This window comes from Sporosarcina ureae (assembly GCF_002101375.1).
GTDB classification, from domain to species: domain Bacteria; phylum Bacillota; class Bacilli; order Bacillales_A; family Planococcaceae; genus Sporosarcina; species Sporosarcina ureae_B.
Window position 1 is genome coordinate 681,179 of the sequence record NZ_CP015207.1, and the last position, 26,695, is coordinate 707,873.

23 protein-coding genes are annotated in these 26,695 nt (G+C 41.6%); 4 read left to right on the forward strand and 19 right to left on the reverse strand.

The features are described from left to right. Positions 1-39: 39 nt before the first annotated feature. The 5 genes from accA to SporoP8_RS03315 form a co-directional block, all read right to left on the reverse strand. A complete protein-coding gene (accA, locus tag SporoP8_RS03295; protein ID WP_085131212.1) occupies positions 40-993 on the reverse strand; it encodes an acetyl-CoA carboxylase carboxyl transferase subunit alpha in 954 nt (317 codons plus the stop codon). After that, on the reverse strand, positions 990-1,862 hold the full coding sequence (accD, locus tag SporoP8_RS03300) for an acetyl-CoA carboxylase, carboxyltransferase subunit beta (protein ID WP_085131213.1): 873 nt from the start codon (positions 1,860-1,862) through the stop codon (positions 990-992). The genes accA and accD overlap by 4 nt, the downstream gene beginning before the upstream one ends. After that, positions 1,859-2,521 (reverse strand): FadR/GntR family transcriptional regulator, encoded by a 663-nt coding sequence (locus tag SporoP8_RS03305; RefSeq protein WP_085131214.1) that lies wholly within the window; start codon positions 2,519-2,521, stop codon positions 1,859-1,861. The genes accD and SporoP8_RS03305 overlap by 4 nt, the downstream gene beginning before the upstream one ends. A 236-nt stretch (positions 2,522-2,757) precedes the next feature. Next, the gene (locus SporoP8_RS03310; RefSeq protein ID WP_085131215.1) at positions 2,758-5,826 is read right to left on the reverse strand and encodes a DNA polymerase III subunit alpha; all 3,069 of its coding nucleotides are present in this window, start codon (positions 5,824-5,826) and stop codon (positions 2,758-2,760) included. A gap of 19 nt (positions 5,827-5,845) precedes the next feature. Beyond that, positions 5,846-6,787 (reverse strand): DHH family phosphoesterase, encoded by a 942-nt coding sequence (locus SporoP8_RS03315; RefSeq protein WP_085131216.1) that lies wholly within the window; start codon positions 6,785-6,787, stop codon positions 5,846-5,848. A gap of 120 nt (positions 6,788-6,907) precedes the next feature. On the opposite strand from SporoP8_RS03315, the gene SporoP8_RS03320 reads away from it, so the two are divergent. Continuing rightward, positions 6,908-7,237: a YtpI family protein gene (locus SporoP8_RS03320; protein WP_085131217.1), complete on the forward strand. Its 330-nt coding sequence runs from the start codon at positions 6,908-6,910 to the stop codon at positions 7,235-7,237. 11 nt (positions 7,238-7,248) lie between these two features. Here SporoP8_RS03320 and SporoP8_RS03325 read toward each other — a convergent pair whose 3' ends face one another. Both SporoP8_RS03325 and SporoP8_RS03330 read right to left on the reverse strand, forming a co-directional pair. Next, the gene (locus SporoP8_RS03325) at positions 7,249-8,556 is read right to left on the reverse strand and encodes a DRTGG domain-containing protein (RefSeq protein ID WP_085133541.1); all 1,308 of its coding nucleotides are present in this window, start codon (positions 8,554-8,556) and stop codon (positions 7,249-7,251) included. Positions 8,557-8,680: 124 nt separating this feature from the next. Further along, positions 8,681-9,358 carry a metal-dependent hydrolase gene (locus SporoP8_RS03330; RefSeq protein ID WP_085131218.1) on the reverse strand — a complete coding sequence of 226 codons (678 nt, stop codon included), beginning with the start codon at positions 9,356-9,358 and terminating at the stop codon, positions 8,681-8,683. 106 nt (positions 9,359-9,464) lie between these two features. Here SporoP8_RS03330 and SporoP8_RS03335 point away from each other — a divergent pair, with 106 nt between their 5' ends. Next, the gene (locus tag SporoP8_RS03335) at positions 9,465-10,562 is read left to right on the forward strand and encodes a M24 family metallopeptidase (RefSeq protein WP_085131219.1); all 1,098 of its coding nucleotides are present in this window, start codon (positions 9,465-9,467) and stop codon (positions 10,560-10,562) included. Positions 10,563-10,656: 94 nt separating this feature from the next. Here SporoP8_RS03335 and ald read toward each other — a convergent pair whose 3' ends face one another. Continuing rightward, positions 10,657-11,778, reverse strand: coding sequence for an alanine dehydrogenase (gene ald / locus SporoP8_RS03340; RefSeq protein ID WP_085131220.1), 1,122 nt, complete (start codon positions 11,776-11,778; stop codon positions 10,657-10,659). 242 nt (positions 11,779-12,020) lie between these two features. On the opposite strand from ald, the gene SporoP8_RS03345 reads away from it, so the two are divergent. Continuing rightward, positions 12,021-12,476 carry a universal stress protein gene (locus SporoP8_RS03345; RefSeq protein WP_085131221.1) on the forward strand — a complete coding sequence of 152 codons (456 nt, stop codon included), beginning with the start codon at positions 12,021-12,023 and terminating at the stop codon, positions 12,474-12,476. 430 nt (positions 12,477-12,906) lie between these two features. Here the strand turns inward: SporoP8_RS03345 and SporoP8_RS03350 are convergent. The 6 genes from SporoP8_RS03350 to sppA form a co-directional block, all read right to left on the reverse strand. Then, positions 12,907-14,237 (reverse strand): IS3 family transposase gene (locus SporoP8_RS03350; RefSeq protein WP_232319244.1). Its coding sequence is split into 2 segments (ribosomal slippage): positions 12,907-13,856 and positions 13,856-14,237, totalling 1,332 coding nucleotides; the frame shifts between segments, so codons are not numbered across the junction. Positions 14,238-14,356: 119 nt separating this feature from the next. After that, a complete protein-coding gene (locus tag SporoP8_RS03355) occupies positions 14,357-15,583 on the reverse strand; it encodes an acetate kinase (protein WP_085131222.1) in 1,227 nt (408 codons plus the stop codon). A gap of 149 nt (positions 15,584-15,732) precedes the next feature. Continuing rightward, positions 15,733-16,647, reverse strand: a complete 915-nt coding sequence (locus tag SporoP8_RS03360) for a class I SAM-dependent methyltransferase (protein WP_085131223.1) — start codon at positions 16,645-16,647, stop codon at positions 15,733-15,735. A gap of 51 nt (positions 16,648-16,698) precedes the next feature. Beyond that, on the reverse strand, positions 16,699-17,202 hold the full coding sequence (tpx, locus tag SporoP8_RS03365) for a thiol peroxidase (RefSeq protein ID WP_085131224.1): 504 nt from the start codon (positions 17,200-17,202) through the stop codon (positions 16,699-16,701). 28 nt (positions 17,203-17,230) lie between these two features. Beyond that, positions 17,231-17,776, reverse strand: a complete 546-nt coding sequence (locus tag SporoP8_RS03370) for an RDD family protein (protein ID WP_232319195.1) — start codon at positions 17,774-17,776, stop codon at positions 17,231-17,233. 17 nt (positions 17,777-17,793) lie between these two features. Further along, positions 17,794-18,798, reverse strand: coding sequence for a signal peptide peptidase SppA (gene sppA, locus SporoP8_RS03375; protein ID WP_085131226.1), 1,005 nt, complete (start codon positions 18,796-18,798; stop codon positions 17,794-17,796). 104 nt (positions 18,799-18,902) lie between these two features. Here sppA and SporoP8_RS03380 point away from each other — a divergent pair, with 104 nt between their 5' ends. Then, complete coding sequence (locus SporoP8_RS03380; protein ID WP_085131227.1) at positions 18,903-19,703, forward strand: NAD kinase; 801 nt, start codon at positions 18,903-18,905, stop codon at positions 19,701-19,703. 75 nt (positions 19,704-19,778) lie between these two features. Here the strand turns inward: SporoP8_RS03380 and mbcS are convergent, their stop codons facing one another. From mbcS to ezrA, 5 genes are all read right to left on the reverse strand, one after another. Next, positions 19,779-21,356 carry an acyl-CoA synthetase MbcS gene (gene mbcS / locus SporoP8_RS03385; RefSeq protein ID WP_085131228.1) on the reverse strand — a complete coding sequence of 526 codons (1,578 nt, stop codon included), beginning with the start codon at positions 21,354-21,356 and terminating at the stop codon, positions 19,779-19,781. 603 nt (positions 21,357-21,959) lie between these two features. Beyond that, positions 21,960-22,169 carry an alpha/beta-type small acid-soluble spore protein gene (locus tag SporoP8_RS03390; protein WP_085131229.1) on the reverse strand — a complete coding sequence of 70 codons (210 nt, stop codon included), beginning with the start codon at positions 22,167-22,169 and terminating at the stop codon, positions 21,960-21,962. Positions 22,170-22,246: 77 nt separating this feature from the next. Then, positions 22,247-23,449 carry a tRNA uracil 4-sulfurtransferase ThiI gene (gene thiI, locus SporoP8_RS03395; RefSeq protein WP_085131230.1) on the reverse strand — a complete coding sequence of 401 codons (1,203 nt, stop codon included), beginning with the start codon at positions 23,447-23,449 and terminating at the stop codon, positions 22,247-22,249. Beyond that, on the reverse strand, positions 23,446-24,579 hold the full coding sequence (locus tag SporoP8_RS03400) for a cysteine desulfurase family protein (RefSeq protein ID WP_085131231.1): 1,134 nt from the start codon (positions 24,577-24,579) through the stop codon (positions 23,446-23,448). The genes thiI and SporoP8_RS03400 overlap by 4 nt, the downstream gene beginning before the upstream one ends. A gap of 74 nt (positions 24,580-24,653) precedes the next feature. Next, a complete protein-coding gene (gene ezrA / locus SporoP8_RS03405) occupies positions 24,654-26,345 on the reverse strand; it encodes a septation ring formation regulator EzrA (RefSeq protein ID WP_085131232.1) in 1,692 nt (563 codons plus the stop codon). Positions 26,346-26,695: the final 350 nt, after the last annotated feature.

Genomic DNA, 26,695 nt, shown 5'->3' on the forward strand with positions numbered 1-26,695 from the left:
CTTGTATGTACGAGCAAAAGATGCGGTTGCCCGCATCTTTTATTCCGAAAAGACGCCAATATTCCGGAATTTATTGTATCGATTATCTATCAATTCATCTGCTGTCAATTCGCATAATGTCTTCAATGATCTTCGTAGCGTAGAACGGATTTCTAAAGACTGTTTGTTTGCATCACGATGTGCTCCGCCAAGTACTTCGGGAATGATCTCATCAATAATATTCATCTCTTTCAAATCGGGTGCAGTGATTTTCATCGCTTCCGCCGCTTGTTTAGCAAGTGAAGGATCTTTCCACAAAATAGACGCTGCACCTTCAGGTGAAATAACAGAGTACGTGGAGTTTTCGAGCATATGGATATGGTTTGCTACACCTAGAGCGAGCGCACCTCCACTACCTCCCTCTCCAATAACGATGGAGATTACAGGGACTTTCAAACCAGCCATTTCAACTAAATTACGTGCAATTGCTTCACTCTGTCCACGTTCTTCTGCCGCTTTACCAGGATATGCACCTTTTGTATCGATGAAACAAATAATAGGACGATGGAATTTTTCTGCTTGCTTCATTAGGCGAAGCGCTTTTCGATATCCTTCAGGATGTGGCATACCAAAGTTTCTTTTAACATTTTCTTTAGTGTCTTTTCCACGCTGATGTCCAATGATGGTTATAGGCATTTCTTCAAATGAAGCGATTCCACCGATTATGGCTTCATCATCTCCAAAGTTGCGATCTCCATGAAATTCGATAAAATCTTCGAACAAACGAGTAATATAATCCATTGTCGTCGGTCTTTCAGGGTGTCGGGCAACTTGTACGCGATCCCAAGGCTCCATACTTTCATAGATATCTGTTTCCAATTTAGCTAGACGATTTTTCAAATTGACGATTTCAGAGGAAAGATCTACGTCATTAACTGCAGTATACTCTTCTAGTTCATTAATTTTTTCACGTAGTTTTACGATAGGTTCTTCAAATGCAAGTGTCTTACTCATACAAGTACAGCCCCCTTTCGTGCGTGAAGCTTCAAGATTTTACTCATTTCTTCTGGCATATCATTACGATGGACTACTGCGTCTAATTGTCCGTGACTCAATAAGAACTCGGCTGTCTGGAAATCTTCAGGCAGTTTTTCACGTACGGTTTGTTCAATTACCCGACGCCCTGCAAATCCGATCAAAGCTTTTGGCTCGGCTAAGTTAATATCACCAACTGAGGCAAAACTCGCAGATACGCCACCTGTTGTTGGGTACGTCATGATGGAAATATACAATAAACCTTTATTTGCATGTCTTTCAAGCGCAACACTTACTTTAGCCATCTGCATCAAACTGATTACGCCTTCTTGCATACGGGCGCCGCCACTTGCGGAAAAGATCATCATTGGAATCCCTAATTCAGTAGCTTTCTCTACAGCTCTAGTGATTTTTTCGCCAACAACCGATCCCATTGATCCCATACGGAAATGTGCATCCATGACCGCAACAGCTACTTGTGTACCTTGAATTTTTCCGACACCCGTTAGCACAGCTTCATTTAAACCTGTTGCTTTTGCATCGGCTTCTACTTTTTCTGTGTAAGAAGGGAAATCTAGCGGATTCTCTGTTTTCAAATGATCGTCCATTGATTCAAAGCTACCCTCATCAAATAAGTGATCGATCCGTTCTTGTGCCGTCATCTTATAATGATGCTGGCAAGAAGGGCAAACTTTACCATTCTTCAACAAGTCTTTTGTCAAAATCACGTGCTTGCACTCCGGACATTTCGTCATAATTCCTTCTGGCACATCTGCTTTACTCTTGGCAGAAGGCATTGTATGTTGGTCAACTTTTGGTTTCTTTTTGAATAATTCTTTGATACTCATTCTATTTCCCTTCTTTCTCCCTCAACTTGATTCATCCATTTTTCATAACAAATTAAGGCTTTTTCCTTATTACCTGCCATCATTTCATCCAGCAGTTCATGCACTATAGCTATTTCCTCATCAGCCTCAATAGCTATATCAAAAGAAACACCGCTATACTGTTTCAGTAAAAACCAAATTTTCAAGGAGAGTCGATTTTCAGTAGCGACAATGGTTTCGCGCACCATATCTTCACGCAAAAACACGGATTCTCCTTCTCTCAACTTACTTTGCATACCTACCCAAACAGGCAGCATGCGCAGTTCTTCATTTTCTGTGACCGTTGTAATAGCGGCCCGCTCATGGATCATCCTAGTTTCAACTACATCTTGGATGGACCGTGCTTGCTGCATAATAAACGTCGAGAGAACTTCCACTAATTGATGTTTTTTGAAATCGGATAGGAACGTCCCTTCACCTCGCCTCGTCTCAATGAGGCCTAGCAATTCCATACTTCTTAACGCCTCGCGTACTGCTGTTCTACTTACTTGTAGCTTCTCTGCTAGGTGACGTTCAGATGGTAACCTATCGCCATATTCGATTTTTTGTTCGCTAATCAGTGATTGCAGTTCTCCGATAATATCCAAAAAACGCTTGGATGATGATTGTGAATTTTGCATGAGGAGAACTCCTTTTTCATACCTTCAACAGAGTGGTCTGACCACCCTGCATACAAGCATACAAAAAAGTCGGCACCACGTAAAGCAATTTCGTGAAATTACAAGTGTTTTTATTTCGTCATTTTTCTTACCGACTGAACGCTCGCTTACTAAAAAGTCGAAGTATGGTCAATCGTGACGTGGATTGCGTCATGATTGACCATAGTGGACTGTACTAGTATTTTCTAAACGTTTTTTTATTCTCCCGAAAGATTGAGCGGCAATACTTGTTCTACTATAAGTTGAACGGATTGATTTCGGAAATCAATGCTTCCTGAAATTTGTACAAATGCTCCCTCTTTTAAGTGGACGCTAATCTGTGTGTATTGTTTCGGAAATATAGTACAAGAAATTTCATCAGTCTCGTCTTGTAACGTAAGAAATGCCATCGCTTCACCTTTCTTGGTACGAATCCGCCTGATCGACAAAATAATTCCCATACACTGCACTTTGGTTCCTTGCTGTAAAGAAATTAGAGAAGAAATGGTCGCTATTTGACTGGATGTATTTCGCTTCAATTGTTCAACAGGATGCTCAGACAAATAAAATCCTAATGTATCATGTTCAAAACCGAGCTTAGTCATCTGATCCATTGTGCCGCCCGGTGTATATTTCGGTTGCGAATTAAATTGAAACTGATCGCTTAATGCATCATCTCCTATGAAGAGCGCATGGGAATGTGCAGCATCTATTGAAGCGAGGAGCACTGAACGCTTCTGCTTAAAATCGTCAAGTGCACCTGCTTTAATTAATGGAATTATAGCTTTTTCTGTGAAATGATCAGCTCCAAGCGAGATCGCCATGTCAAACATGGAAGACCAGCTCCCCTTTTCACGCGCTGTAGCTAATTGCTGGTAAAAAGCGAACGTGACTCCTTTTATAGCGCCTAAGCCAAGACGAACCGCATGTCCTTCGACTGTATGTGAATAGCGGCTTTTCGTGACAGACGGAGGTAGTATCGGAATACCTTTTGCTTTCATTTCACGAATTACTTCTGTCATTTTATCTTTACTTCCAGTTAAAGAAGATAAAAATGCTGCATAAAAATACGTCGGTTCATTTGCTTTGAAAAATGCCAACCGATAGGAAATCAATGAATAAGCCACCGCATGGCTTTTGGGAAATCCGTAATCCGCGAATTTAACGATCAAATTATAGACATTGTTTGCCTTCACTTGATCAAATCCTTTTTTACGCGCTCCCGCAGTAAAGTGCTGTCTTTCTTCTTCCAATACTTGCTGATTCTTCTTACTGATTGCGCGTCTCAGAAGATCGGCTTCCGCCATGGTGAAACCTGCAATATCCACAGCGATTTTCATGATTTGTTCTTGATAAATAATAATGCCGTATGTTTCAGCAAGAATCGGTTCGAGCTCAGGTATGTCATATACAGTCGGTTCGTGTCCATTTTTCCGACGGCTATAAAGTGGTATAAACTCCATAGGACCCGGACGATACAAGGCATTGACTGAGTAAATATCTTTAAAGTTATCTGGCTGTATCGTTCGCAAGGCGCGACGCATGCCAGGTGATTCAAACTGGAAGATGCCTGTTGTGTCCCCTGCTTTGAATAGTGTATATGTCGCTTGATCATGGAGTGGTATCTGTTCGAAGTCAATAATCTGCTTTTTATTATATTGAATCATGGCACGGATTCTATCGAGTAGAGTTAAGTTCCGCAACCCAAGGAAGTCCATTTTCAGTAAACCGACTTCTTCTACGTCCTTCATCGCCCATTGCGTCAGGAACACTTCGTCAGATCCCATTTGCAGTGGAACGTAATGAACAAGTGGTTTCGCGGCAAGAACAACACCAGCAGCATGAGTGGATGCATTTCTCGGTAAATCTTCTAAACGTTCTGCTGCTTGTTGCCACATTTCTCTTCGTGGCTCCACTTGAATCCAGTCACGTAATTTCTTGGACTGCCTGATCGTCTCTTTAAACGATTGTCCACTATTCAATTCATTGGACATGAAACGAACTTCTTCAGGTGTAAAATCCAATACTCTGGCCACATTTCGTGCAACGGCTTTCGTTGAAAGTGTACCGAAAGTGATAATCTGTGCGACATATTGTTTGCCGTACGTATCCGCCACATAATTTACGACTTCCGTTCTGCGATGATCTGCGAAATCGATATCTATATCGGGCATGGTCACTCGTTCCGGATTCAAGAAGCGTTCGAATAACAATCCGTATTTAATAGGATCTACTTCTGTGATACCAAGTGCAAATGCAACTAAAGAGCCAGCTGACGATCCACGTCCCGGACCTACCAAAATTCCTTCCGTTTTTGCGTAACGTACATAGTCTTCTACAATTAGGAAATAATCTGTAAAGCCCATTTGTTCGATAATCATTAATTCATAGCGCAGTCGTTCTTCATATTCTGAAGATAGTGTCTGAAAACGTTGTTGCAATCCTAACCGACAATGTTCTTCCAGCAAATCAATGGGTAGTGTGCCTTCTACCACAGGAAACTTTGGAAGTAAAAAATCTTCTTTCTGGATCGCTACATCACAGGAATTCATAATGTGTTCCGTTGTCTGTAACCATTCTGGATACTCTTGGAACCAATTAGAAAGTTCTTGTTGTTCAGGCAAAAATGCTTGTCGATAACGATTAGGCGGTTTTTTTGAATCATTTAATTTATAGCCTTTACGAATGGCTGTTGCGACTTCATAAGCTGGAAAATCTTCTTTATGGAGAAAGCGTGTTTCGTGACAAGCAGCTATTGACAACTGACTTTCTTCACTCAACTGAATGATCGCTTCTTCATCAGTATGTGCTCCTCCACCCGGTCGGCTAATTCCAATAAATGTTGACGCGCTAGAAACGTTCTCCGTCAGGTTCTGCAGTACGTGTAGATTACGCGCGTTCGCCCATGATGAGTCGGTCATCGCACAGATGATGATGCATCCTTCCCTATAGGCTTGGAGCCAATTCAGCGGTAAGTTTTCTTCTTGACGTGTCGAAATAGCGCTGCTCATTTTCATTAGATTGGAAAAACCTATTTCGTTTTGTGCATATATGTATACAAGCACTTCATGATCTTCGACTTCTAACATAACGGATAAGCCAATTATCGGTCGGATGCCGTATTTAGTTAACATTTTACTAAACGATCGAACACCGTATAATTTGCTATTGACGATAGCAGCAGAAGAAGCCCCTCTTTTTTGCAAAAGAGGAGCCAGTTCATCTAACTTTACGATTCCACGCAATAGATCTGCGCCGGTTATAATTTGCGGATACATCAGGTTCATTTCAATCCCTCAGCTCTGCTTAATAGTTTCTGCAAAGTTCTTGCAGTTTAACGATGATTTCGTCTACTTCTGTCCATGAATATGCGGAAGCGCCTGACGCTAATGGATGACCGCCACCATTGTGCTGCATCGCTAATGTATTGATAACAGGACCTTTCGAACGTATGCGGACACGGATTTGATTCTGCTCTTCAATAAAGATGATCCACGCGCAAATTCCTTTCACTTCTCCAAGTGACCCAACTAGCTGAGACGTCTCCGATACAGTTACATCGAACTGCTTCAAGATTTCTTGAGTTAATTTAATATAAGCCGCGCCATTTTCATCAATCGTAAAGTTTTGGTAGATATATCCTTGCAAATGCAAGATTTTACGGTCCATCTCATACATGCCCGCGAACAGTTTCGTTCGATCAAAAGGTTGCTTGATTAACGAGCTAGCTACTTCAAAAGTCTTTTCAGTTGTGCTCGGGAACATAAAACGGCCTGTATCCCCAACAATTCCTGCGAATAAAAAGCGTGCCGCTTCCGGGGAGATTTCCCACCCGTATGATGCTTGCCCTTCTTCATATAGTGTATAAATCATTTCTGAACAAGAACTTGCTTCTGAATTCACCCAACGCTCATCGCCGTATGGGTCTTCGTTCGGGTGATGATCGATTTTCAATAACCATGCACCTTTGTCATAAGATGATCCATCAATCCGACCCGTGTTCGCCGTATCCGTAACGATGACAAGCGCACCTTCGTAGTCTGATTCTGTCACGGTATTCGGTTCACCTAAATAACTCAACAGCTCATCATGCATACCGGCTGCGAGTACTTGCTTTTGCGGATAATTCTTTTCAATAAGTGCTTTCAACCCCATTTGTGACCCGTATGCATCTGGATCAGGTCGGACGTGACGATGAATGATAATTTTTTCGTATTTCTCAATTGTGTCAATGATTTGTCGTTTCATCTATATTCCCCCAGGTTTCTGTACAAGTATTCGCATTTCCCATTAAAAGCCGCTACAATATATAATGAACCTCAACACGTAGGTAGAAGGTTATTTTGTATGTAATGGAGGCTTTTTTTGATGGAAATGGTTAATTTTATTTTTGTTTTTGGTATCGTCGCTTGCGGCGTATTCTATTTCGTTTTCAAAACACGCCAATTCCGCACGAACCATATGTTTCCCATCCGTAAAAAGATGTATGCAAGTTTGGCAGGCACAGCACTTGGCGGCCTATTGATCTTCTTCGGAATCAATCAATTGCTCATTTTTGATGGCACACTAACCTATATCGTGTCAGCTATATTCATTTTATTCGGCGGATATGTTGCCATATTTAACTTTAACGCCCAGAAACATTATAAGCAGTTTGTTGCGGAAGAACGTAATCTAAACAAAGCTGATGTCAATTGACATCAGTTTTTTTATTTCTCAAAGAGCTGGAAAGTCCCCATAGCCTTCGCTACAATACCATCGTTTGATGTTAATTCGATTTCCAGTTTGATGAATCGTCGACTTGAATGAATAATTTTTGGCTCTACTGTTACCGTTGCGCCCAGCTGAACTTGTTTGATGAAATAAATTGTCACATTCTCAGGCACGCTTTCGCCACGTTTTTGAAGCTTAATCGTACGACTGCCTGCTTCTGTCAAGATCGTCAGCATCGCTCCGTAAGATAATGAACCAAATTGATTGGTCATCTGCGGCACAACGGAAAACTCTATTTTTTCAGGCGAATTGGCAATGGCTTTCATTTGATTCTTGACGATGTCGTCAATTGTTTCCCCTTGTTGCGGTTGACGTTGTGTCATTTGCAATGCCTTCAAGACATCTTGACGACTGATGATTCCTTCAAGAACGCCAGCATCATTCACGACAGGCATTAAATCAATACCTTCCCAAATCATACTGTGTCCTGCTGACGCAACACTCATTTTCCCGTTTACAGTAATCGGTTCAGGTGTCATCACTTTCCCAATCGTTTCTTCGTCTGGGTTGCTGACGACATCGCGCGAAGTAATAATCCCGACTAATGTTCCATCGGATTTTACAACAGGGTAGGCTGAGTGCGATGTTTGGTGATTCACTTCGTAAAATTGATCGACTGAATCCTCAGGCGATAATGTCACCGTACTGGCAAGCGGTGTCAAAATATCCTCCACTAACAAAATCTCTTTTTCAATCAACTGATCATAAATCGCTCGGTTCAGCATAGTCGCAACTGTGAACGTATCATAACTTGTGGAAATAACCGGCAAATTCATTTCATCTGCCAGTTGCTTCACTTCATCCGTCGCATCGAAGCCCCCCGTTACGAGGACAGCTGCCCCCGCTTTAATCGCAATTTCATGCGCTTTCAAACGGTTTCCTACAATCAACAGACTGCCCGCATCGATATAGCGAATCATATCCTCGAGCTGCATGGCTCCTACTACAAATTTCGTTAATGTTTTATGTAATCCATCACGGCCACCCAGCACAACACCGTCTACGATGTTGATGACTTCTGCAAATGTTAGACGTTCAATGTTTTCTTTTTTCTTTTTTTCAATTCGGATTGTACCTACACGTTCAATTGTATTGACCAGTTTCTGGTTTTCCGCTTCTTTTATTGCACGGTAAGCGGTTCCATCACTGACTTCTAATACTTTCGCAACTTGGCGAACGGAGATCTTTTCTCCCACTGCCAAGCTTTCGATATAACGCAAAATCTGCTCGTGTTTAGTTGACATGATTTCACCTTTTTCTTCGACCTGATGTAAGGTTTCGGCTTTTTGATAATCATACCATAAATTCATCCAAAAAACGGTCTAAGACACGAACAATGCGCCTTAGACCGTAATTATTTTTTATGTTTTACAGTTCGATGAATTCCCCGGGTTCCATTATTTTCACTTCATGATTCTTTACGAGTGATTTGAAATCTTCAGGATCTACTTCAATTGGCGGGAATGTATTGAAGTGGACCGGAACGGTTAGCTTCGGTTTTAGCAATTCGACTGCTTTTGCAGCATCTTTAGGACCCATTGTGAAGTTATTGCCAATAGGTAAGAATGCCACATCAATTCCTTCTTCCCCATACAGTTTCATATCACTAAACAGTGAAGTATCTCCTGCATGATAGATGACTTGATCTTCTATCGTCAATAGTAAACCAGCGGGCATACCTGTATAAATAATTTCATTGTCTTCCGTTGTATAGGAAGAGCTATGGAATGCCTGTGTATATTTCACAGTGCCGAAATCAAACTCTTTTGCTCCGCCGATGTTCATTCCATGCGTATTCAATCCTTGGAATCCAAGGTATACGGCCAACTCATTCGGGGCCACGACTAAGATATCTTCTCTTTTGGCAATATCCAGCGTGTCGCCTACATGGTCATTATGTCCGTGTGTCAATAAAATCACGTCAGGCTTTTCATCATCCGCTTGTAGATCCGTTAATTTATTACCTGTAATGAAAGGATCGATTAAAATCGTCTTTCCTTTTGTCTCAATTTTTACGATCGAATGACCATGGTATGAGATTTTCACAACGATCACACTCCTCTTTCTAATGAACTACTCTATCTATACCTTCTACAAAACAGCTTAAAACCCTCTTTTTTGTTATACTAACCATTACAGAGGAGGTTTTATTTTGACGAACATTCAAAAAGTACAAAATTTCTTAGAGAAACATGATATTGAAGCAGCACTCATAACGAACCCGGATAATATATTTTATCTGACTGATTTCCGTAGCGATCCTCATGAACGCTTACTAGGTGTAGTCGTTTTTAAAGAAGCGGATCCATTTGTACTTTGTCCTGCGATGGAAGTTCCGGATGTAAAAGCAATCGGTTGGCAGTATGACGCTATCGGCTATAAGGATACGGATAATGCGTTCGAATTTTTAGAGCAAGCCATCAATGAACGAATCTCCACATTCTCGTTACTCGCAATCGAAAAAGAACATGTAACGGTTGATCGTTACGAAATTTTGCAAGAGCGTTTTCCAACTCTACAGTTTGCCAAGTTAGATGATGAACTAGCCAATAATCGTCTAATCAAAGATGATGTGGAACTTCAACACTTACGTAAAGCAGCTGAATTGGCAGATTATGCGATAGAAGTAGGTTGCAATGAAATCGCGGAAGGTAAAACCGAGCTGGAAATAGTCCAAGCTGTAGAGCAAGCCGTGAAACAAAAAGGTGCAGAGAAGATGTCATTTGATACAATTATCGTTTCGGGCACGAAAACTGCTTCTCCGCATGGTATTCCAGGCGAGAAAAGAATTGAAAAAGGTGATTTCATCTTATTTGACTTAGGCGTTGTGTATAAAGGATACTGCTCTGACATCACGCGTACGATTGCATTTGGCGAGCCTACAGAGGAGAAGCGTAAGATTTATGAGACGGTCAAGAAAGCACAGCAAGCAGCGATTGACGTAGTACGTCCGGGTACATTGGCTAGAGAAGTCGATCTTGCCGCTCGATCCATTATTGAAGAAGCGGGTTATGGTGAGTTATTCCCGCATCGGATTGGCCATGGTCTTGGTATTTCTGTTCATGAGTTCCCTTCTTTAACGGGTACGAATGATATGCCACTTCAGGAAGGCATGGTATTTACAATTGAACCGGGGATTTATGATCCAACCATCACAGGCGTACGGATTGAGGATGATTTGTATGTGACAAACGATGGCGTCGAAGTGTTAACGAAGTTCCCTAAGGATTTGCTAGTTGTCGGGGAGTAAAAAGGGAAAAGAAAAAACTGAAGACAGATTCCCATTCAGGGAGTTGTCTTCAGTATTAGGTTGCTACATTATGTAGTGGCCTTTTTTCAATCGTTTAAATAGTTTCTAGTGCATCTTCAACATTCACGTATTCCAGTTCTTGTGCTTCTGCTACTGCCTGGTACGTAATGTGCCCAGCTAGTGTGTTGATCCCTTTGCGCAGCGCTTCGTTGTCTGCACATGCCTTTTTGACACCTTTGTTAGCTATTTGAAGAGCATAAGGGATCGTGACGTTTGTCAGTGCCATGGTAGATGTTTGTGGAACTGCACCTGGCATGTTCGCTACTGCATAATGAATGACACCATGTTTTGTGTATGTTGGCTCATCGTGCGTAGTGACACGGTCAGATGTTTCAAAAATTCCACCTTGATCAATGGCGATATCAATCACTACAGAGCCTGGGCTCATGGATTTCACCATTTCTTCTGTTACGAGAGTTGGCGCTTTTGCACCTGGAATCAGAACACAACCGATTACCAAGTCTGCGTCTTTTACTGCTTTAGCAATGTTAAATGGATTGGATACCAATGTTTGAATATGCTCTCCGAAGATTTCATCTAGCTGACGTACACGCTCAACCGACAAATCCAAGATCGTTACATGCGCACCAATCCCGATTGCAACACGCGCAGCATTCGTACCTGCTTGTCCGCCACCAATGATCGTGATTTTCCCACGCGATACACCTGGTACTCCAGCAAGCAAAATCCCTTTGCCGCCTTTTGTCTTTTCCAAATACTGTGCACCGATTTGCGTTGCCATCCGGCCTGCCACTTCACTCATTGGTGCTAGTAGAGGCAACCCACCACTAGGTAATTGAACTGTTTCATAAGCTATTGCTGTTACTTTTTTGTCGAGTAATGCTTGTGTTAGTTTTAACTCGGGTGCTAAATGAAGATACGTAAATAGAATTAATCCTTCACGGAAATACTGATATTCGGATTCTGCGGGTTCTTTAACTTTCAGTACCATATCCGCTTCCCACGCTTCAGCCGCTGTGTCGACAATTGTCGCGCCTGCTTCTTTATACTCTTCATCTTGGAAACTTGAGCCGATTCCAGCACCTTTTTCGATTACTACTTCATGACCAGCTGTTAGTAAAGTTAGAACACTTGCAGGGGCTATTGCCACTCGGTTTTCATTATTTTTAATCTCTTTCGGAACACCTATACGCATGCAAAATCCTCCTAGAATTGTAATTTCTTTAAATTTCCTATTTTCTGATCTCTTTGTCGATTAATAACTATTTAATCTTATCAGAAAATAGATGATTTTACCTCTTTTTTTCAACGTTTTCCATATAAACTTCATTTTCTAAATTTTGATAAAATATTTCGACAAAAAAAGAAGGACTCTCATAAACTATGGAGAATAAGAATACTGTAGAAAGATTTTATTTTTAAGGATGGAGTGATAAAATGGCACTTACTTACAAAGACATCATCGTAGCCGTGGATGGTTCAGATGAGGCAAAATGGGCTTTCAAGAAAGCGATCGCAATTGCAGATCGTAACGATGCAACTCTTCACTTGATCAATATCATTGATACGCGTTCTTACGCGGCGGTTGAAGCGTACGATCGTTCCATCGCAGAACGTGCACAGAAATACGCTGAAGAATTGTTAACTGATTACCGTAAAGAAGCGGTTGAAGCAGGTGTAGCGAATGTGGAGATTCACGTAGAATATGGTTCTCCTAAGACGTTGATTCCACGTGATATCGCGAAAAAGCTTCATGCAGATTTAATCATCTGTGGTGCTACAGGGTTAAACCGTGTAGAACGTTTCTTAATCGGAAGTGTTTCTGAGAATATCGTTCGTTCTGCGAAGTGTGATGTACTTGTTGTACGTACTCCTGAACACCTACAAGGCTAATGCAACTAAAGGCTGTCCAAGAAGTCGTTCATTCGATTTCTTGTGGCAGTTTTTTTGTTCTCGCGTATGTTGCTAGTGAAATAGTATGAGGGGCGGGCACCGTTGACCGACATTCCAGGCGGACGCTTTCCCATGGGCGTGGCTTGAGCCGCTTCCTACGCTTCGCTTCGTCCAGGGTCTCAAGGCTCACGCTGATCCATCGGGAGTCGCCGCCTGGAATGTCGATCAACTAGTTTACGTCTCGTATAATAGTAACGTGTATAGATTCCCACTCCAACCAAATGAACGCTCCTTCAAAGTTAGCTTAGCATAGAGACATTCGCAAGCGTCTTAGTGATTGCAGTGAAAATACGCTAATACGATCTAATAAAAGTCCCGACTGTCAGGTTCTGTAAAATGTACCCTTTGTAAAGGACAATTATAAAAAAGCCTAAGCTGCTTGTTGAAGCTGTCGTCTGTATTCTGCAGGCGGCAGCTTTTTCAAGTTCCACTGCCCGCGATAATGGTTATAGTACGTCATATAACTCTTGATTTCCCGCCTAACTTCTTCCATTGTCTCACAATCTTTTATATTGGTTTCATCCTTGAAGTGACCGAAAAATGATTCCTGTGGAGCATTATCCCAACAGTTCCCTCTGCGTGACATCGATTGTCCTAACCCCATTTTCTTCACTGCTGCCTGATACTTTGGGTTTGTATAATGAAATCCTTGATCTGAATGTATAAAGGCATCTGTCATTAAATGACGATGTTTCTTTAGTTTGCGAAGCGTATTCATTGCGATCTCCAAACCTAACGAAGAAGAAACTTCATAGGCTAAAATTTCATTCGTTTGGGCGTCTTTAATCGTTGACAAGTAAGCACGTTTGCCATTTCCATATGTCAAATAGGTGATGTCGGTCAATAATACCTTTCCAGCCACCCCTTGCTTAAACTCACGTTGTAACGTGTTTTCACATGTGCGGTGCTCTTTCGTCGCCTTTGCCATACGACGTGCTGGGTTGGCTTTGCGGATGGGACAGATGATATCGAATTTTTTCATAATCCGGCGAATGCGTTTTAGGTTATATGTAATGCCGTACTGATTTTCGAGTGTCATTTTAATTTGGCGTGCTCCTTTTTTTCGTCCTCGAAAATGATAGGCCTTTAAAATGATTTCCTTTACAACTTCGTCTGCCTGTTCGCGAGCGGCACGTTTCTGTTTAGATTTCTCTCCAAAGTGCCTATAGTAGCCCGAACGCGATACCTCCATAAGTTCGCATAAGTAGCTCACCAAACGTGCTAATTTATACTTTTGGATGGTGAAATTAATTAGTTCATATTTTAGCGTCGTTTGGATTGTGATTTCTTTTTCATCATCTGCCTTTCGAGTAGATCGAGCTTTTTTAACAGTTCATTTTCCGCCTGTAATAAGCGGTTTTTCGCTTCTAGACGTTCAATCTTTTCTTCGGATGTCAAGTCGCGTTCTGATGGACGGCCTGAATTGGTTTTTCGTGTGTCTTGTAAGCCTTCCACCCCGCTTTTTCTATAGGCGGCACGCCAACGCTTTCCTGCAGATTTAATCCGAACTGCTCCTATTAAATCGGCATCTAATCCAGCCTCTTCAAAAATGTCTCGCGGCAGTTTTCCTTTTTCATTTTCCGAAATAAAATGACGTTTAAACTCATCTGTATAGGTGATGGATTTATCACTAACAGCTTGTACGTTAGGATTGCATTGCAAGCGTGCTTGTTCTTTTAAGGTAAACAATCGTTCAGTCACATTCATCCGCTCCCACATCTTTTTATTCATTATAAACAAAAGTACCCTATAGGATAGACTTTTTTCAAAGTGTCTATCTTATAGGGTACATTTTACTGACGGTCGGGACTTTGTTTTATTTATTCAACTGCTACTTTTTCTGCTTCTTCTGGTACTTGAATTCCAGCGATGCGCACTGTGTCGCGAGCTAGCATGATTTCTTCGTTTGTTGGGATGATCAGTACTTTGACGGGTGAGTGCGGGAAGCTGATGTATGCTTCTTCGCCGCGAATGTTGTTTAGGCTTGGATCAAAGTAGACACCCATGAATTCCAATCCGTTCATTACTTTTTCACGAACGATTGCACTGTTCTCTCCAATTCCTGCTGTGAAGATGATCGCATCCACTCCACCCATTCCAGCCGCGTATTGACCGATGTGCTGGTGGATCCGGTCTGTGAAGACATCCAAAGCCAATTGCGCGCGGTGGTTGCCTTGTTCTGCAGCTTCCGTAATATCACGCAAGTCACTTGAAAATCCACTGATTCCAAGTAGTCCTGATTTTTTATTTAATGTGTTCACCACTTCTTCAGCTGACTCGTTCGTACGTTCCATCATATATGGAATGAGAGCCGGATCAATATTACCTGAACGCGTACCCATAATCACTCCTGCTAACGGAGTAAAGCCCATGGATGTGTCTACGGATTTACCACCTTTAACAGCCGCGATACTCGCGCCGTTACCTAAGTGACAAGAGATGAGACGTGTATCTTCAAGAGGTCTATTCAAGATCTTTGCAGCACGCTCCGTTACGTATTTATGGCTCGTCCCATGGAAACCATATTTACGAATTCCGTACTTTTCATAGTATTCATATGGCAACGCATACAAAAATGCTTTTTCAGGCATTGTCTGATGGAATGCTGTGTCGAAGATTGCCACAGATGGTGTATTTGGTAACGCTTTTTCAAAAGCTTTAATGCCTACGATATTTGCTGGATTATGCAAAGGCGCAAAACTTGAAATCTCTTCCAGTTTCTCAACTACATCGTCAGTAATTAATACTGAATCACTATATAGCTCTCCCCCATGAACTACACGGTGACCGATTCCGTCAATCTCGTCATAAGATGAAACGACTCCCTCACTGAGTAAATGTTCCAAAAGCATTTCAACAGCCAACGAGTGATTAGTAATATCTACTACTTTCTCGATTTTCTTATCGTCAGTCGCCATTGTAAAAATAGAGTTTTCCATTCCAATTCGTTCGAATAACCCCTTCGTAATTTCTTCTTCGTTCGTCATTTCAATCAATTGAAACTTCAAAGAAGAACTCCCCGCATTGATCGACAAAATCTTCGGCACAAATATCCACCCCTATAAAATAATTACGTCGTAGAACGTTTGAATTTATTATAGTATCTACCTATTCCAAAAGCAATTGAATTCATGAGATGCGCGCTATCTTTCTACGAATATATTCTGAAAATAAAAAAAGGTAGAGTGACTATTCGTCACTTTACCTCTTCTTGCATCCACGCACTTAATTTATTGAAGAACTGTTGCATAGCGGTTGTATTCCCAAGTTCAGGTATTTTCGCTAACAACACGTCCGGCATGACAAATTTCTCATTCGGTGGTTGTTGTAACAATAAAATACTTTTAGCAAAGCGTTGATCTGCAAATAATGACGAAGGCAGTTCAAGCAAACCTCTCAATAATTTATGTTCTTTGACAAATTTCAAAATGGGTTCTGCTCCTTCAGCAGTTAACAACTTGGAAGGGACGATAAATAATCCGTAACCACCCGGCTTCACATAACGCATAGATTGCTCAATATATAAATAATGAGAAAACGCATGACCTTCCGGTGCCATGAGTTCATAATCCATAGCCACTTCATCGTCAGGATAATAACCTACTGGTAAATCACTTACGACTGCATCGACTACATCAATAGGTAACGGACGAAGCGCGTCTTGTAGATAAAATGATACCGGTAGCTCCAATAAATTGGCTGACGCTACAGCGATTTGAATCAACACATCATCGATTTCAACTGCACTAGCAGAAGCGGAACCTTTGTATTGATTCAATACTGTGAACAAAAGATTCCCCGTTCCTGCTGCAGGATCGAGTAATGTGACGGGTTGTGCTGAATCCAATAATTTATTAACTAGATACCCCATCAAAAAGCCAATCGTATCTGGCGTCATTTGGTGATGCGCTTGTGTAGACTCCTTTAAACCTTTTAATAAGGCTAGCTGAATACCTTTACGAATTTCTTCTTTATCGGGATCTTGTAAGTCGACTGCTGACGGTTGATCTAGCCATTTTTCACTCGCTTCCAACACAGCATCTAAATACAAACCTTCTGTAGCGGTCGCATGATTGTCGTAATAGTTAAAAACTTTTTCCATATTGTTCATTTGAAATTCCTCCAAGAAGAAACCCACCTCTTGTTCAGGTGGGTTTTTAAATTAATTCAATTCTTTTACTGCTTTAATCGCTGCATCATAGTCTGGATGGTCAGTCGCTTCACTTACATACTCAACATATGTGACTTTGTCATCACGATCGACAACGAAGATCGAACGCGTCAATAATCGTAATTCCTCAATCGCTGTACCGAATGCTGTACCAAATGAAAGATCGCGATGATCAGAGTATAAGTGTAAATTTTCCACTTTCGCGTTTTCTTTAAAACGCCCTTGTGCAAACGGAAGATCACAAGAAATCGTCATGACTTCGACATCGTCACCGAGTGATGTGGCTTCATCGTTGAAACGCTTAGTCTGGATGGAACATACACCTGTATCAACAGAAGGCACTACACTGATCAAACGTACTTTACCTTTTGAATCGTCAAGCGTAACAGGATTCAAATCATTAGCAAGCACTGTGAAGCTCGGTGCTTGATCTCCAACTTTCACTTCTGAACCTAACAGATGAATCGGATTATCTTTGAATGTAACTTGTACCATAACTAACCACTCCTTTTAATCTAGTGTACTAAACCGTAGGGTCTTCATGCAACTGATGGTGTTCAGGATGAATGATTTTCTGCACTTCTTTTCTTTCGAATGTTCGTTCATGAACCACCACCGTGTCGGCAAAGACGTCATGAAGAGCTTTCTTTTGAGGTAAGAACAAGACAAGCAAATACAGAATCCACAGCATTTGTGATATGAAACGACCGAATCCTTCTCTAAAAATAACGGAGCTCCAACTTAATTTCTCTCCATTTGTTTTCACCACACGAATTCCCATGATCATTTTCCCAACGGTTTGCCCTGCTATTTTCGTCATCAAGATAAAATACAACAATAGCAAGACAAGTGCTGTCACTTTATACGGACTGAATAAAAAGGCAGAGGGCTTGGTGATCGCCATATCAAGTACGCGGAACACCGGCTTGACAAAGATGCCGCTAATTGCGGAAATGACCAGCATGTCGATTAAAAATGCCCACAGTCTGATCCAGAAGCCTGCATATTTTGGCACGAGCGTCTGTTCAAGTCGCACGGTTGGTTGCGTATCCAGCAGTTCATTCGTCATTATCGTTTCCCTCCTTCTTATTCACCGTATAAATACATCATGCGTGGTGCTGTATTTTCAGTCAGTAATTTTTTCATAATTTGTGATTCGACATCTCCATTAAATACATTATGGGCTTTCATGGAAAGAATTGCTTTCAAATTAGTAGGCATTCCATATTCGAATACTTCTGCTTTTTCCAAGTGATAATCTTCTTTCATAGCAGAAATAACAGCTGGTAGCTTACCATAATCATCCGCAAGTCCCGCTTCGATCGCTTGACGACCATTCATGACACGTCCATCCGCGACTTTACGGACAGCCGCTTCTGACATACCGCGTCCGTCTACAATAATATCGACAAAACGCTTATACGAATCGTCAATCATTTCCTGAAGCATTGCACGTTCTTCAGGTTTCATCTCTCGAGTCGGACTCATCATGTCTTTATATGGACCTGACTTGATCGTCGGGAATTCCACGCCGTATTTTTCTGCCAACTTTCCGTAGTTAATCGATTGCATGATCACACCGATTGAACCAGTCAATGTTTCAGGATGAACATAAATTTTATCTGCAGGAGCTGAAATATAATAGCCTCCTGAAGCCGCCATGCCACCCATCGCGACGTAGACCGGAATTTCTTTCGATTCTTGAATTTCTGTAATCGCATCATAAATATCCGATGACTCCAACACACCGCCACCTGGTGAATTAACAGAAAGGACAATTCCTTTCACCGTGTCATCACTTGCTACTTCATTCAACTGCGTCATGAATTGCCGATGATTGTATTCCGCTCCACTAAAGAGGGTCGCTTCACCAACATCTTGTATGACACCATCCACTGTCAATACCGCAATTCGCTCATTGATACTTCCTTCTTCTACCACTGTCTCTTGTACTTGAGTCTCCATCAAATTGATTTCGTTGACGAAACTGTTCCAGTCTCTCGTGAAGACCCATGACATCGCATTAATACCAACCGACACAATGATCAATGTGGCGGCTACTGCTACAGCAATCCATCTTTTTGCATTCATACTATATTTCCTCCTTTGTCCACATCTACTTATACGTTCCCAATCGTCCAAATGTTTCATTCATGCTACACTTATTCTATTAACTGAAAAAGGAGATGATTCAAATGATTTCTCTACATACTATTTTTCTCTTCAGTCGTTTGGACGAAGACACCGTCCATAAAAAACACGTTATTGCTCAACGCCTTAAAAAAGAAGGCTTCAACCTAACAGAAGATCATGCCAAAGCCAATGTAGTTATCAGTATCGGCAGTGACGGCACCTTCCTACAAGCCGTTCGTAAAACCGATTTCCGTCAGGACGTTCTTTATCTCGGAGTATCCGTAAAAGGAGCACACGGCGTATATTGTGATTTCCAATTCGATGATAGTAGTTCTCTAGTACACACACTACGACAAGCAACGATAGAAGAGCGCCGTTATCCTCTCCTAGAAGTGTCGATTAATCAGCAGAATCCGTTCTTATGCCTGAATGAATTCAGCATACGTTCTACCATTATCCGCACATTTGTCATGGATATTTACATCGATGATTTATTGTTCGAAACATTTCTTGGCGACGGCATAATCATTTCCACACCAACAGGTAGTACAGCGTATAATAAATCCGTTAAAGGCGCAGTGATTGATCCGCGACTCCCTTCTTTCCAAGTGACAGAACTTGCATCGGTTAATAATAATCGCTACCGCACACTCGGCACGTCGTTCATTTTAAGCAATGAACGACAGCTGACACTCAATATCCAGCAAGAAGGCAATGAATTCCCGTCTATTGCAACAGATAACGAAGCACTCGGTATTAAACAAGTAGAAAAAGTAGAAGCACAACTAAGCAAGAAAGTCATTCGTACCGCAAAACTTCCAAATAACTCATTCTTCGAGAAAGTCCAACGTACGTTCTTCTGAAGTAAAGCAAAAAGGACTGTCAAATGTCAGAATAAAACGACTCTTGACAGTCCTTTTTATAGCTTACCGACTACATCATTTTTGATTTTGCTCTTTTTTGCGCAACTCAATACGCATAATTTTTCCTGAAGATGTTTTTGGCAACTCTTCTAAAAACTCAATCTTACGAGGATATTTATAAGGTGCCGTCAGTTCTTTGACATGATCTTGTAACTCTTTTACGAGTTTTTCAGTTGATTCCAATGTATTATCACGTAAGACGACAAATGCCTTTACAACATTTCCGCGTTCAGGATCAGGACTTGCTACTACCGCGCACTCACGAACTGCAGGGTGCTTGGTCAACGCATCTTCCACTTCGAACGGTCCAATCGTATACCCCGAGCTCACAATGATATCATCGCCTCGGCCTTCAAACCAGAAATAGCCCTCTTCATCTTTTTTCGCACGGTCTCCAGTAATATAATAATCCCCTCTAAATTGCATCTTCGTACGTTCAGGATCATTCAAATATTCTTGAAAAAGTGCAGGCGTGGATTTATGAACAGCAATATCGCCCACTACACCCACATCCGCCGGTTTACCTTCATCATTAATGATTTCCACAATATTCCCCGGTGTAGGTTTGCCCATTGATCCCGGACGCGCTTCCATTCCAATCATCGTACCGACAAGCAATGTGTTCTCTGTTTGTCCGTATCCATCACGAACAGAAAGCGAAAACTGTTTTTTGAAAATATCAATGATACTACGATTTAACGGCTCTCCCGCTGAGACAGCACTTTTCAAAGAGGCTAGTGAAAACGTATGTAAATTTTCAGCTTTTGCTATAAATCGGTATTCAGTCGGTGTACAACAAAGAACATTGACTTGGTACTCATCCAATAGCTGTAAATATTTTTCTACATTAAATTTACCACTATAGACTAAACCAACCGCACCGCTTCCTAGAACAGATAAGAACGGTGTCCAAATCCACTTCTGCCATCCTGGTGCTGCTGTAGCCCACACTATATCATGCTCTTCAATACCTAACCAGTTCGGTGCAGTCGTCCGCAAATGTGCATATCCCCAGCCATGTGTATGTACTACACCTTTGGGCTTGCCTGTCGTACCAGATGTATACGATAGAAACGCCATATCATCGCTAGAGGTATCACAAGCGGTAAACTCGGACGAAGCATTCTTTTCTTGTGCAGTCAGGGAGATTTCCCCTTCTTTTGCTTCACCGATAATATAGACGGTCACTTTATCTAAATTTTCCACGTGTTCAAGTTGATCGGTAAACGCATCAAATGCAATAATCGCTTTGGCGTTACTGTGTTCAATTCGATATTCAATTTCGGAGGAACGTAACATTTCAGAACTAGGGATCACAACAAGTCCTGCCTTTAGTGCGCCAATGTATGTCACATACGCTTCAATCATGCGTGGCACCATGACCAGCACTACATCACCTTTTTTCAAGCCACTCGATGTCAGCACGTTCGCTGTACGGTTAGCCGCTTGGATGAGTTCATCATACGTTACTTGTTGTACTTGATTTTGCTCATCTACATAAATTAGCGCTTTTCTGCCATCACCTGTTGCATACTTTTCGAATTCAGAAACAATATTATAGCGAGCGGGCGCAAGTAGTTCTTCTCGGTTCATTTCCATTCCCCCTATTATGTACTACTACAAGTATACAAATAGAATAGCGAAATTTCAAAACATTATATACTTTTTCACAGTATACTGTTTGGATATGTATACTATGAGGTTTTTTAACTTGGTGAAGAAATGAAAGAAGAGGATAGGCTGATCGGGGAAACGCGAGGGGATTTGTGCTTCGTAGGGGACGCTTTCCTGCGGGCATGGCTTGAGGTTGATCTATTGTTGTTCAGTGAAGTTAGAATTATGTTTATTTGAACTTGAACCTAAATAAGTTTGAAACCGAACTCTATTTCACACACCATTTACAATGAGTGATCTAAATATACGCACTTCCAAAGTAGGATTGAAGCGGAAGCTGGGGCGACTCCGGGAGGATCAGCGTGAGCCTTGAGACCCCGCAGGAAGCGTAGCGGACGAGGAGACTCAAGCCACGCCCTCCGGAAAGCGTCCCCAGCTGGAGCTTCAATCCCATCGTACCAACCATTGCCTTACCTACCCTATTCCATTTAGCACTTGAACTCACCCCTTAAACTTAAAATCAATCCAAAAAAGATGCCCCAAGAAGCACTATCGCTTCTGAGGCATCCCATGTCTTACGTTTTACTTCGTATAACCGTTCATTTGTGACTGAGCCTGACGCACTAATCGCTTTGTAATTTCTCCGCCGACGGATCCGTTGGCACGCGATGAAGCATCTGGTCCAAGTTGTACTCCAAATTCAGAAGCAATTTCTTCTTTCATTTGGTTAAGAGCTTGTTGTGCTCCCGGAACTAACAATTGGTTTGAGTTGTTGTTGTTGCTGTTTGGCATGTCGTTCACCTCCTTGTGACATTAGAATGGTCACTTTTCAAAATATCATGCAAGGAAGATGATAGGTAATTTTTTCTTTACAACAAGTCTTCGAAGTCTTCTTCTGTTTGCTTGCTCGGAATCGTCGTTACACGCTGGCTGGCGACTTCTGCAACCATGTCATCAAACTCCTGGAAGCTTTCGTAATACGCCACTTTTTCAACTTGCGGCTTCGTTTTATTGCTCGGCGGCGTAAATACGGTACAGCAATCATCGTATGGACGGATGGAAATATCGTATGTGCCAATTTTTTCAGCAATCTGGATGATTTCTAATTTATCCATTGCGATGAGCGGACGCAAGATGGGCGTATTCGTGACTTCGTTAATAGCCGTCAAACTCTCGAGCGTCTGGCTCGCTACTTGCCCTAAGCTGTCACCTGTGATCAGACCAAGTGAATTCGTATCCTTTCGCACTTGTTCAGCTACTTTCATCATCATTCGTCTTGTAGTCGTCATCGACAAATTGCTTGGGACTTGTTTGACAATCGCTTGTTGCAACTCCGTAAACGGAATAACGTGCAAACGAATGACTGCACCGAATTTTGTTAGTTGTCTGACGATGTCTTCCACTTTTTCTTTCGCTAAATCGCTCGTGAACGGCGGACTAGCAAAGTGAATCGCATCAAATGACACACCACGTTTCATCATCATATAGCCTGCCACTGGACTGTCGATTCCTCCCGACAATAACAGCAATGAGTGACCATTCGAGCCAACAGGCATGCCACCTGCACCTTTATATGTGTGGGAAGAGATATAAGCCGCTTCATGCTGGATCTCTACATACAATAAAATTTCAGGTTTCTTCATTTGAACGATCAAATCAGGGAACGTTCTTAATACATGACCGCCTAATTCCTGTTGCAGTTCTCCTGTATTGAGCGGGAAACGTTTGTCTGCACGTTTGACATCTACTTTAAATGTCTTGCCAGCCGTTTCTGTTTTCCCCAGAACTTTTAATGATGTTTCTTTAATCACTTCCAATGTAGGTTCGCAAATTACAATGGGACTGAATGATTGAATGCCGAAAATCGACGGCAATATTTCCACTGCACGATCCAGTTCTTCCGGTTTTTCTGCATAAATGAACATCCGATCACGTTCTGCACGCATCGTAACCGTTCCCAAATCGGACAAAGCAGCTTTTATATTCGCTTTTAGTTTACGTATAAATTTGCTCTTATTCTTCCCTTTAAGCGACATTTCACCATAGCGAATTAAAATGGTATTCCAGTTCATTTCCCCACTCCTTTTCTAATCAGCTCGACTAATTGACGAACCGCTACTTTCAATTGTTCAATTTCTTCATTTGTTTGATGTTTACCTAAGCTAATTCTAATGACGCCTTTTTGAAACTCTTGAGGTATATGAATGGCTTCAATGACATGACTTACATCTGAATTCTTTGATGAACAAGCACTTGAAGTCGAGACGATCATTCCCTGTTGCTGTAAGAAATTAATCGCAATCTCCCCCGTTATTCGTGCAAATGCAACGGATAGTATATAGGGCGCACTCGCGTTTGGTGCCAATACTTTGCATTCATCTAGTTCCGAGAAAAACTCAACCAGTTCATTCCGCCACTGTCGGAATTGCTCCATATCTACTTCTTCTACAAGTAAACGCGCTGCTTTCGCAAGTGCCGCCGCATGCGGTACCGATACAGTTCCACTGCGCAATGTATGTTCTTGCCCACCACCAAAGACTATTGGTTGCAGTCGTATTGTGTGACGATACGCTAAAAATCCACTATTTTTTATTCCATATATTTTATGGGCCGATAATGAAACAAGATCAGGACCATCTGCAAAATCAGTAAGCGATAGTTTCCCAAAGCTTTGCACACAATCGGAATGAAACACGGCCCGGGAAGAAGAATGGATGATTTTCGCACATTCCTCAATCGGCTGAATCGTACCTATTTCATTGTTAACATGCATGATACTAACTAAAATCGTATCTTTTTGCAACTTCGCTTGGAGTTCGTCCAATGAAATTCTTCCTTCTTCATCTACAGCTAAATAATCCACGATGAAGTTCTGTTTTTCCAGTTCCCGGAAAACATTTAATACAGAAGGATGTTCTATACGTGTCGTGAGAAGATGACGACCTTTATGCTGGTTGGCGTACACATAACCTAGTATGGCAAGATTATTGGATTCTGTTCCACCTGAAGTGAAAACTCCTTCTGTCAATCCAAGTCCGATCGTTTCAAGCAATTGAGTTCGCGCACGTTCTAATAATTTTTCTGTCCGTTTCCCTTCCGCATGTAGCGATGCAGGATTGGCAAAATACGATTCGGAAGCATCCACAAAGGTGCGAAGAACTCTTTCATCTGGCTTCGTTGTGGCGCTATGATCAAAATACATAAATTTTCGTCTCCTTTCTATATGAATGAGCGAAACAAAGCCACCGGAAAACCGGTGGCTTTGTCGGAATATAATTATACTTTAACTTGAATCATACTTTGAATTTTTTTCAATGCGCCTGGTTCCACTTCTTCCACCGCAGTACCTGCTTCTTCCAATGCTCTCAAGTAGCGACATTGCATGAAGGACTCTTCAGCTTTCAACAATTTAGCGTGAACTTCCGGATGGGACGCACGGTAACGGTTACCGTATTGGATGATTCGTTCTACAAGCAATGCATTTTCAATCAGATCTGCAGCTTTCGCACAAACATCAGTGACCACTGTATCTGCTTTTTGAACATATGATTCAACCAACGCCATATTAAGTGGCACTTCTTCCAAACCTTGTTTCACAATGAATATTTGCTCATCCGCTTCTTCAAGCTGCACTTCCATATCATCGGGAATTCCCGGGATATTGGCACGGTGTAAATTACGATCCGCAATTTGAAGTTGCTGTGCAAGCGTCACAATGCGGGAACGTACTAGATTTTCGTCGATTCGCAAGTTCTTAATACGGTTACTGAACTTGGAATGTGCATCAGAGATGGCATCCAACTCTTCCACTAGCTCTTGCAACTCAATTTGTTGAGCTGAGTACGCCAAGTTTTTCGCATCTTGACGTTCGATGAATATTTCAATTCGTTTCGCCAATGCATTCAACTTTTGCAATGCCATTTGTGGAATAATGACTTCATTTTCGTCGAGACGGTAACTTTGTTGAACGAATTTCACTTCTTCGATCGTATCTGGAATCGCATATTGAAGTTCTTCAAACAGATCCAACATTTCATCCAAATGCTCATCTACGTAATGACGGGAACTTACTTCCTCTTCCAATACATCATAGAATGACTCGATTTCGTCATGAATTTCATTCACTTCCGCTGCCACTTCTTCAACGTCCAAGCGTGCTAATAACTGTCGAAGATCCGCAATTTGCTGTTCGATTTTATCGAAACGTGAAGGCATTTTCAGGTGTCCTAAATAATACTCCTGACCTTCCATTTCGATAATTCCTTTACGCAATTCTCGCAAAGCCGCAGGTATTTTCGTCTGCAACTCATTAAGTAACGCAGGAATCTCGTCCAGTAAAAACGAAAAGCGCTCTTCTTTTGCTCCTAGTACAATAACAATTTCACGCGCTTGTAAGTAGTTTCCATTGTCGATCAGTGCGTCGTATTCTTCAAATCTTGGATTGAAGGATTCCCACTCTTTCTCCAATGGCTCCACTGCCGGTCCAAATGCGTACTGATGAGCTAAGATCTTTTTGCGCGCGGCACGGTGGTGTTCTTTTACCGTTTCTATTTCGAACCGATTTCTTTCTTCACTGCCGATCAGTTCGTTTAGTTCCTGCAAGATCATTCGCATCTCTTTTTCACATTCGTTCAGGATTTCGCGGATCTGTTTTTCTGTTTCCGTTGCTTTCTTAAAACGGAAACGATCCACTTGCCCTTCAGCATCCAGTAAAAGCATATCTACATTATGAAGGCGATCGTCTACTACTTCTGTCCAATTATTGCGCCATCTCTCGAACATTTCTTCTGTTTCGCCGGTCATGTTCAACTGCTTTACTTTCGTCATTTCTTCGAATATTGGCTCGTTTTGAATTTGTAATTTTTCTTGTTCCATTTCACTGATTTCTTGTATATGCTTTCGCCTAGACAGAAATGCCATCACTGTTAAAACAATGATGATAACTAATGGAATGATGACGTATATCATCTCACTATGATCCCCCTATCCCACACTTCGCGCATAAAGTGACTACTTTAGATATTATAGTATATCGTAACATGTTTAAAGCATTTTCGTCTTCTATTCACATCTTTTTTAAAAAACAACGAACTTTTTATCACATCCTAGGAAATTTCAAGAAGAATTTTCGTATTTCCATGTTCTTTTCTTACAAATTTTGCGAACTATTCAATTATACAACGAATAACAAGCCATCTTCATTTAAGTCACTATACTTTCTGATTATCCAAGTCTTGTCAATGCCTTCTCATCACTCAAACTTCGTTCGCTTCATTTGCATTCATTATCTGATAAACTATGTACGAGAAAGAGGTGGG